A 19,725-nucleotide genomic window follows, 5' to 3' on the forward strand; every position below is an offset into this window, starting at 1 on the left:
CGTGTCGAAACATTCGGGAGAGGGCGGTTCAGCCCAGGTTCAGAGTGCGTTCAGGGGGAGTTCAGGGCGTGGTGCGTAACCTTGCCCCGTACCCAAAAATCAAACAGCGCATAAGGAAACTCCCCAATGACTGGATTCAAAAAACTGCTGATGGCGTTCGCCGTTCTGGGCGCGAGCACCGCAGCCTTCGCGTCCAACGACAACTTCGCCAGCCTTACTCTTGGACAGACCAGCGACAAAGTCAAAAAGTCCCATGCCCTGAACGACAACCTCAATCACCCGAACGCCGACGGTGTGATCGGCAAAGACACCACCTGGGGTGTGCGTCTGGGCCAGCAGAATAGCCAGGGCCGTTACTACGCCACTTACGACAATGTGTCGGGCTCGCACAACGGCATTAAACTGCGTCAGGAAAACCTCCTGGGCAGCTACGATCTGTTCTACCCGGTGAGCAGCAGTACCAAATTGTTCGGCGGTGCCACCGCGGGCCTGACCAAACTGACGCAGGAATCGCCAGGCTTCAGCCGTGACAGCGATATCGGCTACGCCATCGGTGGCCAGGTGGGTGTGCTGCAACAGGTTTCGCAGAACACCTCGGTTGAACTGGGTTACCGTTATCTGCGCAGCAATGCCAGCACCGAGATGAGTGAGCGCGGAGGCAGCAAGCAGGGGTCGCTGGACCTGACCAGCAGCGCCCAGACTTACCTGTCCGCCAACTACGCTTTCTGACAAGCGTTTCGTGAGCGGCCTGCGCCGGATCAGCCCGAGTGACTGATCCGGCGTTGCCATGTTAGCTATTGAGGTGCGACGTTGTGCCTCTGGAGATGTTGATTTGCCCGGGAGAGCGTTATGAAACTGCTGGTTGTCGAAGATGAAGCGCTGTTGCGTCATCACCTGCAAACCCGCCTGACGGAGAGCGGCCACGTGGTCGAGTCCGTGGCCAACGCCGAGGAGGCGCTGTATCAGACCGCACAGTTCAATTTTGACCTGGCGGTGATCGACCTCGGTCTGCCGGGCATGAGCGGGCTCGACCTGATCCGCCAGTTGCGTTCAAGTGGCAAGACCTTCCCGATCCTGATCCTCACCGCGCGCGGCAACTGGCAGGACAAGGTCGAAGGCCTGGCCGCCGGGGCCGACGATTACGTGGTCAAGCCGTTCCAGTTCGAAGAGCTGGACGCCCGTCTGAATGCCTTGCTGCGCCGCTCCAGCGGTTTTACCCAATCGACCATCGTTGCCGGTCCCTTGTTACTGGACCTCAATCGCAAACAGGCGTCCCTCGATGAACAGCCGCTGGCGCTGACCGCGTACGAGTACCGCATCCTTGAGTACCTGATGCGCCACCATCAGCAAGTAGTACCCAAGGACCGCTTGATGGAACAGCTCTACCCGGATGACGACGAGCGTGATCCGAATGTGATCGAGGTACTGGTCGGCCGGCTGCGGCGCAAACTGGAGGGGCCAGGCGGGTTCAAGCCGATCGACACCGTGCGCGGCCTGGGCTACCTGTTCAATGAGCGTTGCACTTGATCCGTTCGCTGCGCATTCGCTTGATGCTCGCCGCCACGCTGTTGGCGGTGTTGTTCATGCTGGCGTTGCTGCCGGCGATGCAAGGGGCCTTCAGCCTGGCGTTGCAGGACTCCATCGAGCAGCGCCTGGCATCGGACGTGACCACGCTGATCTCTGCCGCCCGGGTGGAGAACAACAGCCTGCAGATGCCGGCGCAATTGCCCGACGAACGCTTCAACCTCACCGACAGCCGATTGCTCGGCTACATCTATGACCGTGAGGGGCACCAGGTCTGGCGTTCGAAGGCGACCCAGGAAGAACACATCAATTACACGCCGCGCTACGACGGACGTGGCAGCGAGTTCGCGCGGATCCGCGAAGCCAATGGCCAGGAGTTCTTCGTCTACGACGTCGAGGTCAAGTTGCTCGGCGGTAAAAGTGCAGCGTTCAGCATCGTGGCGCTGCAACCGGTTCGCGAGTACGAACTGACCCTCGAAGGCCTGCGGGAAAATCTTTACCTGGGTTTTGGCGCGGCACTGTTGGTGTTGCTGGCGTTGCTGTGGATCGGTCTGACCTGGGGCTTGCAGGCATTGCGGCGCCTGAGCCAGGAGCTGGACCAGATCGAAGGTGGCACCCGCGAAAGCCTCAGCGAAGAACATCCCCGGGAATTGCTGCGCCTGACCGGTTCCCTCAACCGTTTGCTGCACAGTGAGCGTGAGCAGCGCAGTCGCTACCGCGATTCCCTCGATGACCTGGCCCATAGCCTGAAAACGCCGCTGGCGGTGTTGCAAGGCGTCAGTGAAGACATGGCGCTGCGTCCGGAGGATCGCGATCAGGCCTGGGTGCTGCAAACCCAGATCGAACGCATGAGCCAGCAGATCAGCTACCAGTTGCAGCGCGCCAGCCTGCGCAAAAGCGGTCTGGTGCGTCATCAGGTGCGCTTGCGGCCGGTGCTTAAAAGCCTGTGCGATACCCTGGACAAGGTCTATCGCGACAAGCGCGTGCACGTTGCCTTCGACCTGCCTGATCCGTGCTACGTACCGATCGAGCAGGGCGCTCTATTGGAAATGCTGGGCAACCTGCTGGAAAACGCCTATCGCCTGTGCCTTGGCGAAATACGCATCAGTGTGCGCGAAACCCTCGGCGGCACCGAGTTGTGTGTCGAGGACGACGGCCCCGGCGTGCCACAGGATCAGCGTGCACGGATTCTCGAACGCGGTGAGCGCCTGGACCGCCAGCACCCGGGGCAGGGCATCGGCCTGGCGGTGGTCAAGGACATCATCGAAAGCTACAGCGCCCAGCTGACGCTGGGGGATTCGCCGATGGGCGGGGCGGCGTTCCGGATTCACTTCCCGGTGGTTTAACCGGGAGATTGATAGTGCATCTACTGGCCTCTTCGCGAGCAAGCCCGCTCCCACATTCGACCGCGTTCTCTCTGACGGAACGGGGCCAAATGTGGGAGCGGGCTTGCTCGCGAAGAGGCCAGTGAATATTTCAAAAAAATCGGCCTTGGGAATCAGTTCTCCTGCGCCCGATAGGCCCCCGGTGTCAGCCCGGTCCATTTCTTGAACGCCCGGTGAAACGCCGAAGGCTCGGAAAACCCCAGTTGCTCGGCGATCTGTTGCAATGACAGGTCGGCGCGACTCAGGTGATAAATCGCGATGTCCCGGCGTAACTGGTCCTTCAACTCCTGAAAGCTCGACCCCTCTTCCCGCAGATGCCGGCGCAAGGTTTGCGGGCTGATGTGCAAGTGGGTGGCCACGGCTTCCAGGTCGGGCCAGCGTGCACTGTCGCGGCTGAGCAAGCGCCGCAAGCGGCTGCTCAAACTGTCGCCTTCGTCCGGGCGCGAAAGCAGGTCGGCGGGGGAACGTTCGAGGAAATGCTTGAGGGTGCGTTCGTCCTGCAACAGCGGCATGGTCAGGTAGCGGCTGTGAAACAACAGGCTGCTTTGGGGCCTGGAAAACTCAAGCGGACAGGAAAACAGCAGGTCGTACTCGGCGCCGTGTTCGGGCCTGGGGTAGCTGAACGTGGCCTGCTCCAGGCGAATGCGCTGGCCGATCAGCCAACTGCCGAATCGATGCCAGATCACCAGCAGGCTTTCGCTGAGGAAATGATCCGGGTCCCAAAGTTGCGCGTCGTCCAGGCTCAGCCGGACCCATTCGTCCTCGCGGCTCAGGGTTAAACGCGGAGCCCCGGGGAATAGGCTATAAAACAATAAGCCGCGATTGAGTGCCTTATCCAGATTGCGGCAGTGGATCACGGCATGACACATCATCGCGAAGCTACCCGGTTTGCTCGGGGCTTGCCCAAAACCCAGGTACTCGTCGTCCAGTGCCAGCCATAAGGCCTGAATCAGTTGGGTGAACTGCTCCGGAGCGATGCGCGCCCGCGGCTCGTCCAGCAATTCGGGGCTGATGCCCAATTGCTGGAGCAGGCCCGAATAGTCGTAGCCGTGCCGACGCGCACCTCCAAGGGCGGCGCGGGCGAAATGACTGGCGATGGTGCGTTCGCGCATGGCAGCAGATCTGACCGTTGATCGACGGATGGTAGCTGCGCACTGCGGGCATGAACAGGGCGGATATCCGCCAATTAGCAGGACGACTTTTAGTGGAAGGGCGGAAATCCGCCACACCGTTGTAACCGCCCGGCGACAGGGAATTTGCTGCAACCCTTGGTATCAAAAGGCTTGCAGGGTTTTTACGCAAGGTGGCACGGGCCTTGCGATACAACGAGCAGATGCCTGCCGTAGCGCAGCTCGACAAAACAAATCCCTCCAGTGCAGGAGGGTTCGCAATTGCGGTGTTGCGGGCAACAGATGGATGTTGTCACCGGGCACCCTTGAGGAACTTTGCAATGACGACTCGTCAGCCACTGTACAAATCCCTGTATTTCCAGGTGATCGTTGCAATTGTCATCGGTATCTTGCTCGGTCACTTCTATCCGCAGCTCGGTGTGGCGGTAAAGCCGCTGGGTGACGGGTTCATCAAACTGATCAAAATGATCATCGCCCCGATCATCTTCTGCACCGTCGTCAGCGGTATCGCCGGCATGCAGGACATGAAAGCGGTCGGCAAGACTGGTGGTTACGCACTCCTTTACTTTGAAATCGTTTCGACCATCGCATTGCTGGTGGGTCTGGTCGTGGTCAACGTCGTGCAGCCAGGCGCTGGCATGCACATCGACGTGAGCACACTGGACGCTTCCAAAGTCGCTACCTACGTCGCGGCCGGTGCCGATCAAAGCGTGGTCGGCTTCCTGCTTAACGTGATCCCGACCACCATCGTCGGCGCGTTCGCTACCGGCGACATCCTGCAAGTGCTGATGTTCTCGGTGATCTTCGGTTTCGCCCTGCATCGCCTGGGTGCCTACGGCAAGCCGATCCTTGACTTCATCGATCGCTTCGCCCACGTGATGTTCAACATCATCAACATGATCATGAAGCTCGCGCCAATCGGTGCCTTCGGTGCCATGGCGTTCACCATCGGTGCCTACGGTGTCGGCTCGTTGGTGCAGTTGGGTCAGTTGATGGCGTGCTTCTACATCACCTGCGTGCTGTTCATCCTGATCGTGCTGGGCTCCATCGCCCGCCTGCACGGCTTCAGTGTGCTGAAAATGATCCGCTACATCCGTGAGGAACTGCTGATCGTGCTGGGTACTTCTTCTTCGGAATCGGTACTGCCACGGATGCTGGTCAAGATGGAGCGTCTGGGCGCGCAGAAATCCGTAGTAGGTCTGGTGATCCCGACCGGTTACTCGTTCAACCTCGACGGTACCGCCATCTACCTGACCATGGCGGCCGTGTTCATTGCCCAGGCAACTGACACCCACATGGACATCACGCACCAGATCACCCTGCTGGTGGTATTGCTGCTGTCGTCCAAGGGCGCTGCGGGCGTGACCGGTAGCGGTTTCATCGTACTGGCTGCCACCCTGTCCGCCGTGGGTCACCTGCCGGTTGCCGGCCTGGCGCTGATCCTCGGCATCGACCGCTTCATGTCCGAAGCCCGTGCCCTGACCAACCTGATCGGCAACGCCGTTGCCACTGTCGTTGTGGCCAAGTGGGTCAAGGAACTGGACACCGACGTGCTGCAAGCCGAACTGGCTTCGGGCGGTCGCGGCATTGCCGACGAGCCTAAAGATGATGTTCTGGGCCACGTCGAAGAGGTAGCCCCGGCTAACGCCAAGTAAGCCTTGTTGTAATGAAAAACCCGCTTCGGCGGGTTTTTTGTTGCCTGTGGTTTGAGCGCAACGGTCAGTGTGACTGGCGCATAAGGTGATTGCTGCAATGCGTTCGGCTGCCTAGGCTGTGGGCATCGTAAAGGGAGAACGTTCATGCTCGGTCCACTGGCATCACTCAAGGTTCTGGATTTCTCGACACTGCTGCCGGGGCCGTTCGCCTCCTTGCTGCTGGCGGACATGGGCGCCGAAGTGCTGCGCATCGAATCACCGATCCGCCTGGATCTGCTGCGGGTGTTGCCGCCCCACGATCAAGGGGTGTCGGCCAGTCATGCCTACCTCAATCGCAACAAGCGCAGCCTCGCCCTGGACCTCAAGCAGCCTGAGGCACTGGAGGTGATCAGATCGTTGCTGCAGGACTACGACATTGTGCTCGAGCAGTTCCGTCCGGGTGTCATGGAGCGTCTGGGCCTGGGTTACGAAGTCCTGAAGGCGATCAATCCGAAACTGATTTATGTGTCGATCACCGGCTACGGCCAGACCGGCCCCTACAAGGACCGCGCCGGCCATGACATCAACTACCTGGCCCTGTCCGGACTGGCGAGTTACACCGGCCGTGCCGACAGTGGGCCGCTGCCGTTGGGCATGCAGGTGGCGGATATCGCCGGTGGCTCGCTGCACGGGGTGATTGGCTTGCTGGCGGCGGTCATTGCCCGGCAGCAAACCGGTCAGGGCCAGCACCTGGATATCAGCATGACCGACTGCGCGTTCAGCCTGAATGCGATGGCCGGCGCCGGGTATCTGGCCTGTGGCATTGAGCCAGGGCCGGAAAGCCAGGTGCTCAATGGCGGCAGCTTCTACGATTACTACCGCTCCCGGGACGGGCGCTGGCTGTCGGTGGGCAGCCTGGAACCGGCCTTCATGAAGCAGTTGTGCACGGCGTTGGGGCTGGAGGAGCTGGCCGGTCTCGGCCTGTCACCGCAACCGGCGCATCAGAAACAGCTTAAAGATGCGTTGACGGTCGAATTTGAAAAGCATGACTTTGCCGAGTTGTGTGCGCTGTTCGCGGAGCTGGATGCGTGTGTCGAGCCGGTGTTGGGCCTGGGAGAAGCGCTGCGTCATCCGCAGTTGCGGGCGCGGGAGCTGGTGACCGACGTGCCGCGGGGCGATGGTTCAATTCAGGCGCAGATGGCGTGCCCGTTGAAGTTTTCCGATGGCTTGCCAGAGCCGAAGCATATCGGTGCGGCGCTGGGGCAGCATACGGATCAGGTGTTGGGGGAGTTGGGGTTCAGTGCGCAGAGGATTGCGGAATTGCGGCGGGCCAAGGTGATTCTCTAGGGCCTGCCAGGCCGCCATCGCGAGCAAGCTCGCTCCCACAGGGGATCTGTGGCATGACACAAACCCAGTGTGGGAGCGAGCTTGCTCGCGATGAGGTCAGTGCAGTCACCAAAAAAACAACTATTCGACCCGCATCTCCCCGCTGAACACCAAGGTATGACGACAGCGCCGGCACAAGTACCGCCGCCCTTGCCGCACCAGGCTGTGGCGCTGGGCCGAGAACGGGAAGTCGCTGTCGGCGCACGGGCACTTGTAGATGTAGCGGGTCACGCTGCGGCGCTTGACGTCATAGGTGTGGCAGCGGTTGGGCGGCAGTTCGTACACGCCGCGCATGATCAATTGCCACTCTTCGCCATGGGGCTGGATGCGGTCGCCGAACAGTTGATGGGCGATCAGGTGCGCGACTTCATGGGCCACGGTCTGCTTGAGGAAATCTTCGGTGTTTTCCCGGTACAGCTGCGGGTTGAAGCGCAGCAGGTTCTCGTGCAAATGCGCGACACCGGCTTTTTGCCCGCGCAGCTTGAGGCTCACCACGGGGCGCTTGAAAGGTCGTTTGAAAAAGGATTCGGCGAGTTGGAAACAGTCTTCGACGCGGGTATTGAGTTGCTCGGGCATGCTTGATGGATCTCCAGAGCGCTCGAGTATGCCGCAACCCTCGGGCCTTGCGAATCGCCAGGTTGCCGAATGGTCGTGTGCCTTTTTGTTGCCGAAGAATCAAAAGGCCGCCTTGCGGCGGCCTTTGTCGGCAGTTCTGATTTTCAGTGATGAACGGTTAACTGGTGTAGACCGGCCCCACGCCGAGTCCCCAGACAATCACAGTGAACGCCATGATGGCGACCAGCACCACCAGGCCTACGGCGAGCACTGAACTTGAAAACAGGAAGCCCTCGTCAGATGGAATGTTCATGAATGTCGGTAAGCCCACATACAGCAAGTACACCGTGTAGCAGATGGCTGCGGTGCCGACGATCATCCCCAGCCACAAGTGCGGGTACAAGGCGGCAAGGCCACCGATGAACAGCGGTGTAGCGGTGTAGGTTGCAAACGCAATGCAGCGGGCGAGGCTTGGGTTGGCGTCATAGGTGCGGGCCATCCAGTGGATGAATGCGCCCATTACCGCAACACCGCCGAGCATCGCCAGGTACGACATGACCGTCATCCATATCGCGCTTTCTACGGTCAGCATCACGGGAGGCCGATTGCCGATGACCCAGCCGACCTGTGTGGTGCCAATGAAGGCAGACACGGCAGGGATCGCCGCCAGGATCAGTGTATGGGTCAGGTACATGTGGCTGATGCTTTCCTCCTGGTCGCCACGGATTTCTTTCCATTCTTGGTCAGGGTGGGTGAAGAGCCCCACTACGTGATGGATCATGCCAGTCACTCCTCTTTTTTTTACCGTCGCCCCCCAGTGGAGCGCCTACGGGCCAATGCGGCCAAGCAAGTCATAGGTCTGAAGATAATATGCGACCTTATGTCGCAGTATAGGGAGGAGTTTCCCCAGAGGGAGTAGGGGCATTAGAGCAAATCGCGCTGTAAACACAATTGTTAATCGCCGTCGGGTCTGTGCGGTGTGACACCTGTGGCGAGGCACTTCGCCCCTGAAGCGTTTTTGCGTAAAATGCGAGCCTTTCGTCACACCTCACGGATTTCGCGTCATGGGCACTCTCACGGTCAACCAGAACAAACTGCAAAAGCGCCTTCGCCGACAGGCCGGTGAGGCGGTCGCCGATTTCAATATGATTGAAGACGGCGACAAGGTCATGGTCTGCCTGTCCGGTGGTAAGGACAGCTACACCATGCTCGACGTGCTGATGCATTTGCAGAAGGTCGCGCCGATCAAGTTCGAGATCGTGGCCGTGAACATGGACCAGAAACAGCCCGGCTTCCCGGAGCACGTGCTGCCGGCTTATCTCAAAGAGCTGGGCATCGAGTACCACATCGTCGAGAAAGACACTTACTCGGTGGTCAAGGAACTGATCCCGGAAGGCAAGACCACGTGCTCGCTGTGCTCGCGCCTGCGTCGCGGCACGCTCTACACCTTCGCCGACGAAATCGGCGCAACCAAGATGGCCCTCGGTCACCACCGCGACGACATCGTCGAAACGTTCTTCCTGAACATGTTCTTCAACGGTTCGCTCAAGGCCATGCCGCCAAAACTGCGCGCCGACGATGGCCGCAACGTGGTGATCCGCCCGCTGGCCTACTGCAATGAAAAAGACATCCAGGCTTACTCGGATCTCAAACAGTTCCCGATCATTCCGTGCAACCTCTGTGGTTCCCAGGAAAACCTGCAGCGCCAGGTGGTCAAGGAAATGCTGCTGGATTGGGAGCGCAAGACCCCGGGCCGTACCGAGAGCATTTTCCGCAGCCTGCAGAACGTGATTCCGTCGCAACTGGCGGACCGCAACCTGTTCGACTTCACCAGCCTCAAGATCGACGAAAGCGCGGCTTCGCGCTTCGTCAACGTGGTCAACCTCTGATCAAAACTGTGGGAGCGGGCCTGTGGCGAGGGGGCTTGCCCCCGTTGGGCTGCGAAGCGGCCCCAAGATGTCTGATGTAGCAAAGATCTTGTGAGTGCTACGCACTCAAACGGGGGCAAGCCCCCTCGCCACAAGCCCGCTCCCATTTTGTTTTTTGTTTCAATCCTCAGGAGAGGGCATGCGCGATTACAAGTGGCTTAATGAGTACTGTCTGAACCGCTTCGGTTCGGCGGCTGAACTGGAAGCCCATCTGCCCGTTCCCAAAACTCCGGCGCAACTGCGCAAGATCAGCGACGATCGCTACCTCTCGATGATGGCGCTACGGGTATTCCGCGCCGGACTCAAACACAGCCTGGTGGATGCCAAGTGGCCGGCTTTCGAAGAAGTGTTCTTCAAGTTCGATCCGGAAAAAGTCGTGCTGATGAGCGCCGAGCACCTTGAGCGCCTGATGCAGGACACGCGGATCATTCGTCACCTGGGCAAGCTCAAGAGTGTGCCGCGCAATGCGCAGTTCATACTGGACGTGGCCCATGAAAAGGGCAGCTTCGGTGCGCTGATCGCCGACTGGCCGGTGACCGATATCGTCGGGCTCTGGACCTTCCTGAAAAAACGCGGACATCAGTTGGGCGGCCTGTCAGCTCCGCGCTTCCTGCGCATGATCGGCAAGGATACCTTTGTGCCGAGCTACGACGTGGTGGCGGCGCTGAATGCGCAGGAGATCATCGACAAGGTGCCGAGCAGTCTGCGCGACCTGGCGTTGGTGCAGGACGTGTTTAACCAGTGGCATGAGGAAAGTGGCGGGCGGCCGATGAGCCAGATTTCGATGATGCTGGCTTATACCGTCAATCATTGAGACCGCGTCGCCCCCCTTCGCGAGCAAGCCCGCTCCCACAAGGAACGCGTAAACCCTGTGGGAGCGGGCTTGCTCGCGAAGGCGTCTGGTCAGGCGACGGAAATCTCACCCTCGCCAGCCAGCTTACGGTTCAGCTGGTACCGCCAGCGCACATACAACAGCGCCGAGCAGAACACCGCCAGGCTCGCACCCATCTCCAGCAAACCGAAGATTTGCCGGTTCGGGTCATAGGCAGCCAATGCGCCCTTGATGAAAAACAGGTTCACCACAAAGCACATCCACGAATGCCCGCGCGGGCTGCCGACGATCATCCCCGGCGCCAAAATCAGCAGTGGCACCAGCTCGATCAACAGAATCACCCAAGGGCGTGCACCGTGCAGGTCGGCGACCGCCAGGTAGTAAACGCAAAGCAGCCCCACCAGGCCGAAAAAACACAGCAGGCTGATGACGCGCATCGCCTTGACGCGTGGTTCGAGCCATTCGAGGGAGGGCAGAATTTTCGGCTTCCTGGCCACTTCAGCTCTCCAGTTTCTGCGCAGTCTTGGCCAGGCGCATGCCGAGTGCCCGGCACAGCGCCACTTCATGGGTGTCCAGGCCGCTTTTGCCATCAGCACCGGCGTGGTGGCTGGCGCCGTATGGCGTGCCGCCGCCCTGGGTTTCCAGCAGTGCCGATTCGCTATACGGCAGGCCGGTGATCAGCATGCCGTGGTGCAACAACGGCAACATCATCGACAGCAGCGTGGTTTCCTGGCCGCCGTGCAGGCTTGCCGTGGAGGTGAACACACCGGCCGGTTTACCGACCAAAGCGCCGGTCAGCCACAGGTTGCTGGTGCCGTCGAGAAAGTACTTGAGCGGCGCCGCCATGTTGCCGAAGCGTGTCGGGCTGCCGAGCGCCAGGCCGGCGCAGTTCTTCAGGTCGTCGAGGCTGGCATACAGCGCACCTTCGTCGGGAATTTCCGGCGCAACGGCTTCGCACTCGGTGGAAATCGCCGGCACCGTGCGCAGGCGGGCTTCAAGCCCGGCCTGTTCGACACCACGGGCAATCTGCCGGGCCATTTCGTTGGTCGAGCCGCTGCGGCTGTAGTACAGAACCAGAATGTACGGCGCACTCATGGCAACAGTTCCAGGATCTGCTCCGGTGGGCGGCCGATGATGGCTTTGTCACCGAGTTCAAGAATCGGCCGCTCCATCAGTTTCGGGTGGGCGGCGATGGCGGCGATCAATTGCGCTTCGCTCAGGCTGCTGTCGGCCAGATTGAGAGCTTTGTACTCGTCCTCGCCAGTGCGCAGCAATTGCCGGGCGCTGATCCCGAGTTTGCCCAGCAGGCTCTGGATTTGCGCGGCGTCCAGCGGGGTTTCCAGGTAACGGACCACGGTCGGCGTCAGGCCACGGGCTTCAAGCAGTTCGAGCGCACCGCGGGATTTCGAGCAGCGCGGGTTGTGATAAAGCGTCAGATCGGTCATGAGCGGGTCGCATCTTGCGTAAGGTGGCGGCTATTCTAACTGTGCAGCGCGCAATCCAGAACCGTGAGAGGCGACGGGTCGCAGGCGCATTCAATTTTTGACAAGGAAAACGACATGACAAGGCGACTGGCAGCGGCATTGGCGATCATCGGAACGTTGATGCTGGGGGGCTGCGGTAATGACTATGGCATCGATCAGAATGGTCAGAAAGTCGCCGCCGACCGACTGGACGGCAAATGGCTGGTGCTCAACTACTGGGCGGAGTGGTGCGGACCGTGTCGTACCGAGATTCCGCAATTGAACACCCTGGCCGAGCAGCTCAAGGACAGGAAAATCGATGTGTTCGGGGTCAACTTCGACAACGTCCAGGGGCAGGAGCTGAAGGGCGCGAGCGAGAAACTGGGGATCAGGTTCACGGTGCTGGCCCAGGACCCTTCCGAACTGTTCGAGCTGCCGCGCAACGAAGCGTTGCCGGTGACGTACATCATCGATAACCAGGGCAAGGTGCGTGAGCAGTTGATGGGTGAACAGACGGCGGCGGGGGTGCTGGCGAAGCTTGAGGCGTTGCAGGCTAAAAACTGATCAGATGATCGATTTCACTGTGGTGATCGGGCTTTTGTGGCGAGGGGGCTTGCCCCCGTTGGGCTGCGAAGCAGCCCTAATCCCAGCCACTACGTTTAATCGGATTCATCGTGTGCGCCGGTTTGCGACTGCTACGCAGCCGAACGGGGGCAAGCCCCCTCGCCACAAAAGCCCCTCGCCACAGGTTTCACCCAGCTGACATTGAGGGCGATCAACCCTCCTCAAGCCACCAGCGCAGCGGCTTGCCTTCGGCTGGCCAGAAGCGTATCTGCTCGATCGGGGAGACGTCCCAGCGCTGGACATTTTCCAGTGCCTGGAGGAAACGTTTTTCCTGTTCCATCAGCGCCGGCGCGCACAGTTTGCGGGTGCTGCCAATTTTGCCGAAGGTCAGCTTGTTGCCTTCCCGGGTGTACGGCGCGAACCAATGGTTGCAACCACCACTGCCGTAGGCCCGGCCATCCTCGTCGAGGGTGATGGTCAGGTGGCTGTAGTCCATCAACGGCCGCTCGCCGATCCATTCCAGAATGTAGCTGCGGTTCTGTTGCAGTTGCACCGGCTCGGCGGCGCAGCCCAGCAGGCTGGCGCTGACCGTGGCGGTCAGAGCGAGGCGCTTCATCACGCAGGCTCCTGGCATTTCGGGCACAGGTGTTTTTCGCCGGCGGTCGACCAGCCCAGCTCGGCAATCCGCGCGGTGGCGGCAGGTTTTTCGGCCTTGTTGCCCAGCTTGGCATCGACGGCGAACTCGAAGCTCAGCTCTTTGGCGCAGCTGTCACAGTTCACTTGCCAGGTGTGAATGGCCAGTTCGCCGAACACCGGGCCACTGGCCACCGCGACCCATTGACCAGGCGGGTTGATCAGGTGGCGAACCGTTTCGACGGTCAGGCGCATGGACAAGTCCTTGGCACCCTTGAGGGTCACGACCAGCACGTCGTTGTTGCGAATCGAGCCACCGTTGCCGGTGACTTGATAACGCCCCGGCACCAGGGCGCGGCATTCGGTGAGGGTGTGTTGCGGGTTCATCAGGCTGTAGCGGAAATCGTGTTCGACCATGGGTCCTCCAAATATGCGCGATATGCTAGCACGGGCTTGCACGCCGCATCGCGCAGGCAGATGACCTTCGATCCGTTTCAGTCTCCCGTCACCTGATTTTCCGGTGTGCCTGCCATCCAGGCCGCGATGTTGCGCAACGTGGTGGCGGCAATCGCGTCCAGCGCTTCGCGGGTCAGGAACGCCTGGTGCGCGGTGACGATCACGTTGGGGAAGGTCAGCAGCCGTGCCAGCACATCATCCTGCAGTGGCAGGTCGGAGCGGTCCTCGAAGAACAACTGCGCTTCTTCCTCATACACATCCAGCCCCAGGTAACCCAGGCGACCGTCTTTCAAGGCATCGATCAGCGCCGGGGTGTCCACCAGGCCGCCACGTCCGGTATTGATCAGCATCGCGCCCGGTTGCATGTGCGCCAGCGATTCGCGGTTGATCAAGTGCTTGCTCTGCTCGTTGAGCGGGCAGTGCAGGCTGATGATCTGTGATTCGGCCAGCAGTTGCGGCAGGCTCATGTAGCGCGCGCCGAAGGCTTCGACCTGCGGGTTGGGGTAGGGGTCATAGGCCAGTAACTGGCAGCCAAAACCGTTCATGATTTTGGCGAAGGTGGCGCCGATCTGCCCGGTACCGACCACGCCGACGGTCTTGCCCACCAAATCGAAACCGGTCAGCCCATGCAGGCTGAAATCGCCTTCACGGGTGCGGTTATAGGCGCGGTGCAAGCGGCGGTTGAGCGCGAGGATCAACGCCACCGCGTGCTCGGCCACGGCATGGGGCGAGTAGGCCGGGACCCGCACAATCGCCAGTCCCAGGCGTTTCGCCGATGCCAGGTCGACATGGTTGTAACCGGCCGAACGCAGGGCGATCAGACGTGTGCCGCCGGCAGCCAGGCGTTCGAGCACCGGGGCGCCGAGATCATCGTTGATAAAGGCGCAGACCACCTCGTGATGTTCCGCCAGTGCCGCCGTATCCTGGCTCAGTCGCGCCGCTTGAAAATGCAGCTCGATGCTGGCGGGCAGCGCGGCAGCGAGAAAACTGTCGCGGTCGTAGTTCTGGCTGCTGAAAAGAATCGTACGCATGCTGTCCCCCTGAGAGTTGAAGCTTTCTGTAGCAGCTGGCGAAGCCTGCGTTCGGCAGCAGCTACATTAGCTTTCATGCAACCTGGCAGGGTTGCGCTGCATCAAGCATTCGTGCGCGCCTGGGCTGCCAGGCGATTGATCGCCCGGTCGAGTTCTTCCAGTGCAATGCTGGCTTTCGGGTCCTGTTGCTTGAGCAGGGTTTCGCTGCGTTGGCAGGCTGCACGCAATTGCGGTACGCCGCAGTAACGTGTCGCGCCATGCAGGCGATGGACCCGTTCGATCAGGGCGTTGTGGTCGTTGCTTTGCTGAGCGAGGCGGATGGCTTCGCGGTCGGCCTCCAGTGACGCCAGCAGCATCGCCAGCATGTCCGCCGCCAGATCTGCCTTGCCGGCGGCCAGGCGCAATCCTTCCTCGTGGTCGAGCACCAACAGGTCATGAGCGCCGCCATGCATATCGCTGGAGCGCTCCGGTCTGTGGTTGTTCAGCGCCAGGCCGCTCCACTTCAGCACCACCTGCGCCAATTGCCGTTCGCTGATCGGTTTGGTCAGGTAGTCGTCCATGCCGCTTTGCAGCAGTGCGCGTTTTTCGTTGGCCATGGCGTGGGCGGTGAGGGCCACGATCGGCAGCGGCGTGCAATGCCGTTCGCTTTCCCACTGGCGGATCGCCTCGGTGCTCTGGCGGCCGTCCATGCCGGGCATCTGCACGTCCATCAACACCAGATCGAATGCCTCGTTCTGCACCGCCTTGACGGCGGCATAACCGCTTTCCACCGCGAGCACCTTGGCGCCCATGTCTTCGAGCAGGGTCTGCACCAGCATCAGGTTGGCCGGATTGTCGTCGACGCACAGCACCTTCGGCGCACGGCTGGAAACCGGCTCACTCGGCTCGCTGCGCATCGGGCGCGGGTTGACCAGGTCAGACAGGGAACGTCGCAGCTTGCGGGTGCAGGCCGGTTTCGCCTGGAGCTGGCTGTGGGGGTTGGGCACGGAAAGATGGAACAGCGTCTGTTCTGTGGTCGGGCACAGCACCAACACTTTGCAGCCAAGATGTTCGAGGTCCCAGATGTGCTGGTTGAGGCGTTCCGGAGGCATGTCTTTGCTGGTGATGCCAAGCACGGCGAGGTCGATTGCCTGGTCAGTCTGGTGGGCGGCGGTGACGCCATTGGTCAGGCTTTCCAGAGTATTGAACGGCGTGGTGTCGAGGCCGCAGTCTTGCAGTTGATGCTGCAACGCCTGCCGGGCCAGTTCGTGGTTTTCCAGCACCGCCACCCGACGCCCGAGCAAGGGCGCGGCGGGCAAGTCTTCGGCATCGTCGCGGGCTTTCGGCAGGCTCAGGCTGATCCAGAATTCCGAACCTTCCCCCGGCGTGCTGTCGACGCCGATCTCGCCACCCATCTGTTCGATCAGGCGCTTGGAAATCACCAGGCCCAGGCCAGTGCCGCCGGGTTGCCGCGACAGCGAGTTGTCGGCCTGGCTGAAGGCCTGGAACAGCGCCCGCACGTCCTGGTTCGAGAGGCCGATACCGGTGTCCTGAATGCTGATGCGCAATTGCACAGTGTCTTCGTGTTCTTCTTCGAGCATGGCTCGGGCGGCGATGGTGCCTTCGCGGGTGAACTTGATCGCGTTGCTCACCAGGTTCGTCAGGATCTGCTTGAGTCGCAGCGGGTCGCCCACCAGTGACAACGGCGTGTCCCGATACACCAGGCTCACCAGTTCCAGCTGCTTGGCATGGGCGGCCGGGGCGAGGATGGTCAGGGTGTCCTGCAGCAGGTCGCGCAGGTTGAACGGAATGTGGTCGAGCACCAGTTTGCCCGCCTCGATTTTCGAGAAGTCGAGAATCTCGTTGATGATGCCCAGCAGGCTGTCGGCGGATTTTTCGATAGTGCCCAGGTAGTCGAGCTGGCGCGGGGTGAGCTCGCTTTTTTGCAACAGGTGGGTGAAACCGAGAATGCCATTGAGCGGCGTGCGGATTTCATGGCTCATGTTGGCCAGGAATTCGGACTTGATCCGGCTGGCTTCCAGGGCCTCCTTGCGCGCCAGGTCCAGCTCGATGTTCTGGATCTCGATGGTTTCCAGATTCTGGCGCACGTCTTCGGTGGCCTGGTCGATGCTGTGCTGCAATTCTTCCTGCGCGTTTTGCAGGGTGCCGGCCATGCGGTTGATGCCGGAAGCCAGCTCATCCAGTTCCTGGCTGCCGAGGGGCGGCAAGCGGGTTTCCAGATGGCCGTCCTTGAGTTGAGCCACGGCCTGTTTGATCTGGCTCAACGGCCGATTGATCGTGCGGCCCATGCGCAAGGCCAGCAGTGCCGCACCGATCAGTCCCGCACTGATCAACATCAGGCTGGCGAACAGGCTGCGGTAACCACGCAACAGCATGCTGTTATGGGACAGTTCAAGTTCGACCCAGCCCAGCAGGAGGTCGGCTTCTTCGGGAATCACGTCCCCGGCCAGGTTGCGGTGTTTGCCGAATACCGGTAGCAGATAGCGGGTCGCATCGCTGCCGCTGCGGCGCAGCATTTGCGCGCCGCCGCCGGAGGGCGTCTGATTGAGCATGGTCGGGCCGGCGTGGGCCAGCAGCGTGCGGTCGGGAGCCAGGAAGGTCACGGCTCGTACGTCGGTTTGTTCCAGGGCCTGGGTGGCGATGCGTTCCAGCAGTTCGTTGTCCTGATGGCCCATGGCTGGCGCTGCCAGCGGAGCCAACTGCTCGGCGATCATTTCGCCGCGCTGCATGAGTTGGGTTTGCAGGTCAGCCTGTTGCATCCAGGTAAAATAACCTCCCAGCACCAACGCCATCAGACTGGTTGGCAACAGGGTCAGCAACAGCACGCGGCCTTTGATTCCCAGTTTCTTGAGCACGCATCTCTCCTGCATCCCGCTATTTATCGACCGGCACATGCATCCGCCATGCGCCACTTGCGCAGTGTAGCGATTTGCTCGCGGGCAATCCTGGTAAAAATGGTGCGGCCATTCGTCGGCCCGGGCGACTCATTGGCGATACGGACAAACCGTAGGTTGCCCCTGGCGAGGCAATCTTGAATAATCGGCTCAACTGAGAATTATTTGCAGATAGTCATGACTCCCATCACTGCCGGCTTCCCCCGAATCCTGTCCATCGAAGACGACCTCGTGCTCGGAGCCTACGTTCATGAGCATCTGGACCGCAGCGGCTTCCAGGTGACCTGGTGCCAGAACGGCCAGGAAGGCCTGGACATTGCCCGCCGGCAGCCTTTCGACGTGGTGCTGATGGATATTCTGCTGCCGGGCATGGATGGCCTGGCGGTATTGACCCAATTGCGCCAGAGCCATTCCACCCCGGTGTTGCTGATGTCGGCCCTCGGTGCCGAGGCCGATCGCATCAGCGGCTTTCGCCTGGGGGCCGATGATTACCTGCCAAAGCCCTTCAGTATGGTGGAGTTGCGGGTGCGCATCGAAGCCATTCTGCGGCGGGTGGCACTCGACCGCCGACCCGCGCCCACCGTCTTGGCCCCGTCGATGGACAGCCTGCGTTTCGACGATGAAAGCTTCGAGGTCTTTTACGGCGAACAGGCTGCCGGCCTGACCCGCAGCGAGTATCGGTTGCTGGAGATGCTGCACCGCAGCGCCGACGAAGTATTGAGCAAAGCCTTCCTTTATCAACAGGTGCTGCAGCGCGGCTATGCGGCCCATGACCGCAGCCTGGACATGCACGTCAGCCAGGTCCGCCGCAAGCTCAAGGCCATTGGCTATACCGAGCGCGAACTGCGTACGGTATGGGGCAAGGGTTACATCCTGAGCGCCGCCGATGAAATGTAACTTGCCGGGCAGGCATTCGCTGTTCTGGAAACTGGCCTGTCTGTTGGTAGCGTTCTGCTTGTTGATGATCTGGCTGAGTTGGTCCTGGGGCCGCTACATGGAGGAACGCAACCAGTTCCTCTCGGATGAGGCCCGAGGCACCCTGACGCGCTATGCCGCCGAGGCCGAGCAAGCATGGCAACAGCACCAGAGCGCCGGCGTCGATAACTGGCTGCAAGGCATGTATCAGCGGGAAGAAGGCTGGGTCGGTGTCATCGGCGCTGATTTGCAGTCCCTAAGCAACCAGGCGCTGACGGACAAGGAAGTCGAACGCCTGACTTTTTTGCGCGGCCTCGATTGGCCCATCCACAGGAAAGGCCGGCCGTGGATGCGCATACCGTTTCCCGGTGACCCTTCCGCCGGCAGCCTGGTGATCGAACTGCCCAAGCGCTTCTTGCCGGGGCATTACCGGCTGTTCTGGCGGGTGATCACCAACGGCGTGATTCCGGGGTTGTTCACCTTGCTGTTGTGCGTCGGGTTGTATCGCTTGTTGGTGGTGCCGCTCAATCACTTGCGCGCGCAGGCCAATGCCTGGCGTGCCGATCAACTGAACGTACGGCTGTCGACCCGGACCACCAATCGTACGGATGAACTGGGTGAGTTGGGCAGGGCGTTCGATCACATGTCTGAACGCCTGCAAAGCACCGTGGCCTTGCAGCAGCAATTGCTGCGCGACTTGTCCCACGAATTGCGCACGCCTTTGAGTCGCCTGCGGGTGGCCAGTGAAAGCGAACAGGGGCTGGAACCATTGCGCGAACGCATCGGCCGTGAGGTCGATGGCATGCAGCGTCTGGTGGAGGACACACTGCAACTGGCGTGGCTGGACACCGAGCGCACCCGCTTGCCCGACGAAGCGATCCAGATCCAGGCGCTGTGGGAGATGCTCACGGAGAATGCCTGCTATGAAAGTGGCTGGCCCGATACGCAGTTGCAATGCACCGTAGATTCATCCTGCTGGGTCCGCGGTCATCTCAACACCCTGGCCCAGGCATTGGAAAACATTCTGCGCAATGCCATTCGTCATTCGCCGAAGGGGGGTGTCGTGAGTCTCGGCGGACGGCGTGATGGCGACTTCTGGCACCTTTGGCTGGAGGATCAGGGCGGTGGGGTGGCGGAGGCCGATCTTGAGCGGATCTTCCTGCCGTTCACCCGACTCGACGGTTCGCGGCCGGGGGATGGTGGATTTGGGCTGGGTTTGAGCATCGCCCGGAACGCGGTGCAGCGTCAGGGCGGACAGCTTTGGGCGCAGAACACCGGGACCGGGTTGCGCCTTAATATGCGCTTGTTGGCGGATGTTGATAGCGCCAGTGCCGACGCCTTCGCGAGCAAGCCCGCTCCCACATTGGCCGTGTTTCAGCCGCAAAACGTATGATC

Annotated in this window: 20 protein-coding genes; 10 read left to right on the plus strand and 10 right to left on the minus strand. The window is 60.9% G+C overall.

The features are described from left to right. Window positions 1-126: 126 nt before the first annotated feature. From ABIA48_RS21690 to ABIA48_RS21700, 3 genes are all read left to right on the plus strand, one after another. Window positions 127-729 carry a hypothetical protein gene (locus ABIA48_RS21690; RefSeq protein WP_429491220.1) on the plus strand — a complete coding sequence of 201 codons (603 nt, stop codon included), beginning with the start codon at window positions 127-129 and terminating at the stop codon, window positions 727-729. Window positions 730-849: 120 nt separating this feature from the next. Then, window positions 850-1,527, plus strand: a complete 678-nt coding sequence (locus tag ABIA48_RS21695) for a response regulator transcription factor (protein ID WP_007988739.1) — start codon at window positions 850-852, stop codon at window positions 1,525-1,527. Then, the gene (locus ABIA48_RS21700; RefSeq protein WP_429491222.1) at window positions 1,524-2,870 is read left to right on the plus strand and encodes an ATP-binding protein; all 1,347 of its coding nucleotides are present in this window, start codon (window positions 1,524-1,526) and stop codon (window positions 2,868-2,870) included. The genes ABIA48_RS21695 and ABIA48_RS21700 overlap by 4 nt, the downstream gene beginning before the upstream one ends. Before the next feature lie 152 nt (window positions 2,871-3,022). On the opposite strand, the gene ABIA48_RS21705 is transcribed toward ABIA48_RS21700, so the two are convergent. Further along, window positions 3,023-4,021, minus strand: a complete 999-nt coding sequence (locus ABIA48_RS21705; protein ID WP_429491224.1) for an AraC family transcriptional regulator — start codon at window positions 4,019-4,021, stop codon at window positions 3,023-3,025. A gap of 338 nt (window positions 4,022-4,359) precedes the next feature. On the opposite strand from ABIA48_RS21705, the gene ABIA48_RS21710 reads away from it, so the two are divergent. Together ABIA48_RS21710 and ABIA48_RS21715 are read left to right on the plus strand one after the other, a co-directional pair. Then, window positions 4,360-5,694 carry a dicarboxylate/amino acid:cation symporter gene (locus ABIA48_RS21710; RefSeq protein ID WP_429491226.1) on the plus strand — a complete coding sequence of 445 codons (1,335 nt, stop codon included), beginning with the start codon at window positions 4,360-4,362 and terminating at the stop codon, window positions 5,692-5,694. Between the two features lie 144 nt (window positions 5,695-5,838). Continuing rightward, window positions 5,839-7,020, plus strand: coding sequence for a CaiB/BaiF CoA transferase family protein (locus ABIA48_RS21715; RefSeq protein ID WP_429491228.1), 1,182 nt, complete (start codon window positions 5,839-5,841; stop codon window positions 7,018-7,020). Between the two features lie 120 nt (window positions 7,021-7,140). Here ABIA48_RS21715 and ABIA48_RS21720 read toward each other — a convergent pair whose 3' ends face one another. Then, a complete protein-coding gene (locus ABIA48_RS21720; protein WP_093215387.1) occupies window positions 7,141-7,635 on the minus strand; it encodes a SprT family zinc-dependent metalloprotease in 495 nt (164 codons plus the stop codon). 157 nt (window positions 7,636-7,792) lie between these two features. Further along, entirely contained in the window at window positions 7,793-8,395 is a 603-nt protein-coding gene (locus tag ABIA48_RS21725; RefSeq protein ID WP_007988750.1) for a Yip1 family protein, read from the minus strand. A gap of 283 nt (window positions 8,396-8,678) precedes the next feature. Between ABIA48_RS21725 and ttcA the strand changes: the two genes are divergently transcribed. Together ttcA and ABIA48_RS21735 are read left to right on the plus strand one after the other, a co-directional pair. Continuing rightward, entirely contained in the window at window positions 8,679-9,503 is an 825-nt protein-coding gene (gene ttcA / locus ABIA48_RS21730; protein ID WP_007988752.1) for a tRNA 2-thiocytidine(32) synthetase TtcA, read from the plus strand. Between the two features lie 178 nt (window positions 9,504-9,681). Further along, window positions 9,682-10,356 carry a DNA-3-methyladenine glycosylase I gene (locus ABIA48_RS21735; protein WP_007988754.1) on the plus strand — a complete coding sequence of 225 codons (675 nt, stop codon included), beginning with the start codon at window positions 9,682-9,684 and terminating at the stop codon, window positions 10,354-10,356. Between the two features lie 89 nt (window positions 10,357-10,445). On the opposite strand, the gene ABIA48_RS21740 is transcribed toward ABIA48_RS21735, so the two are convergent. The 3 genes from ABIA48_RS21740 to arsC are packed head-to-tail and all read right to left on the minus strand — an operon-like array spanning window position 10,446 to window position 11,819. Next, complete coding sequence (locus tag ABIA48_RS21740) at window positions 10,446-10,871, minus strand: DUF2069 domain-containing protein (protein WP_429491231.1); 426 nt, start codon at window positions 10,869-10,871, stop codon at window positions 10,446-10,448. Window position 10,872: 1 nt separating this feature from the next. Continuing rightward, on the minus strand, window positions 10,873-11,469 hold the full coding sequence (gene wrbA / locus ABIA48_RS21745; RefSeq protein ID WP_429397479.1) for an NAD(P)H:quinone oxidoreductase: 597 nt from the start codon (window positions 11,467-11,469) through the stop codon (window positions 10,873-10,875). Continuing rightward, window positions 11,466-11,819 (minus strand): arsenate reductase (glutaredoxin), encoded by a 354-nt coding sequence (gene arsC / locus ABIA48_RS21750; RefSeq protein WP_429491233.1) that lies wholly within the window; start codon window positions 11,817-11,819, stop codon window positions 11,466-11,468. Before arsC ends, wrbA begins: the two co-directional genes overlap by 4 nt. A gap of 114 nt (window positions 11,820-11,933) precedes the next feature. Between arsC and ABIA48_RS21755 the strand changes: the two genes are divergently transcribed. Further along, window positions 11,934-12,401, plus strand: a complete 468-nt coding sequence (locus ABIA48_RS21755; RefSeq protein WP_429491235.1) for a redoxin domain-containing protein — start codon at window positions 11,934-11,936, stop codon at window positions 12,399-12,401. Window positions 12,402-12,612: 211 nt separating this feature from the next. On the opposite strand, the gene ABIA48_RS21760 is transcribed toward ABIA48_RS21755, so the two are convergent. The 4 genes from ABIA48_RS21760 to ABIA48_RS21775 all read right to left on the minus strand — a co-directional run bounded on the left by ABIA48_RS21760 (window position 12,613) and on the right by ABIA48_RS21775 (window position 17,376). Next, window positions 12,613-13,017: an META domain-containing protein gene (locus ABIA48_RS21760; protein WP_429491236.1), complete on the minus strand. Its 405-nt coding sequence runs from the start codon at window positions 13,015-13,017 to the stop codon at window positions 12,613-12,615. After that, window positions 13,017-13,451: a hypothetical protein gene (locus tag ABIA48_RS21765; RefSeq protein WP_429491238.1), complete on the minus strand. Its 435-nt coding sequence runs from the start codon at window positions 13,449-13,451 to the stop codon at window positions 13,017-13,019. Before ABIA48_RS21765 ends, ABIA48_RS21760 begins: the two co-directional genes overlap by 1 nt. A 77-nt stretch (window positions 13,452-13,528) precedes the next feature. Continuing rightward, on the minus strand, window positions 13,529-14,521 hold the full coding sequence (locus ABIA48_RS21770; RefSeq protein ID WP_429491240.1) for a 2-hydroxyacid dehydrogenase: 993 nt from the start codon (window positions 14,519-14,521) through the stop codon (window positions 13,529-13,531). Between the two features lie 101 nt (window positions 14,522-14,622). Then, entirely contained in the window at window positions 14,623-17,376 is a 2,754-nt protein-coding gene (locus tag ABIA48_RS21775) for a response regulator (protein WP_429491242.1), read from the minus strand. A gap of 216 nt (window positions 17,377-17,592) precedes the next feature. Here ABIA48_RS21775 and ABIA48_RS21780 point away from each other — a divergent pair, with 216 nt between their 5' ends. After that, window positions 17,593-18,312: a response regulator transcription factor gene (locus ABIA48_RS21780; protein ID WP_429491244.1), complete on the plus strand. Its 720-nt coding sequence runs from the start codon at window positions 17,593-17,595 to the stop codon at window positions 18,310-18,312. Next, the gene (locus ABIA48_RS21785; protein WP_429491245.1) at window positions 18,302-19,723 is read left to right on the plus strand and encodes a histidine kinase sensor domain-containing protein; all 1,422 of its coding nucleotides are present in this window, start codon (window positions 18,302-18,304) and stop codon (window positions 19,721-19,723) included. Before ABIA48_RS21780 ends, ABIA48_RS21785 begins: the two co-directional genes overlap by 11 nt. Window positions 19,724-19,725: the final 2 nt, after the last annotated feature.

The organism is Pseudomonas sp. S30_BP2TU TE3576 (genome assembly GCF_050436025.1).
GTDB lineage: Bacteria > Pseudomonadota > Gammaproteobacteria > Pseudomonadales > Pseudomonadaceae > Aquipseudomonas.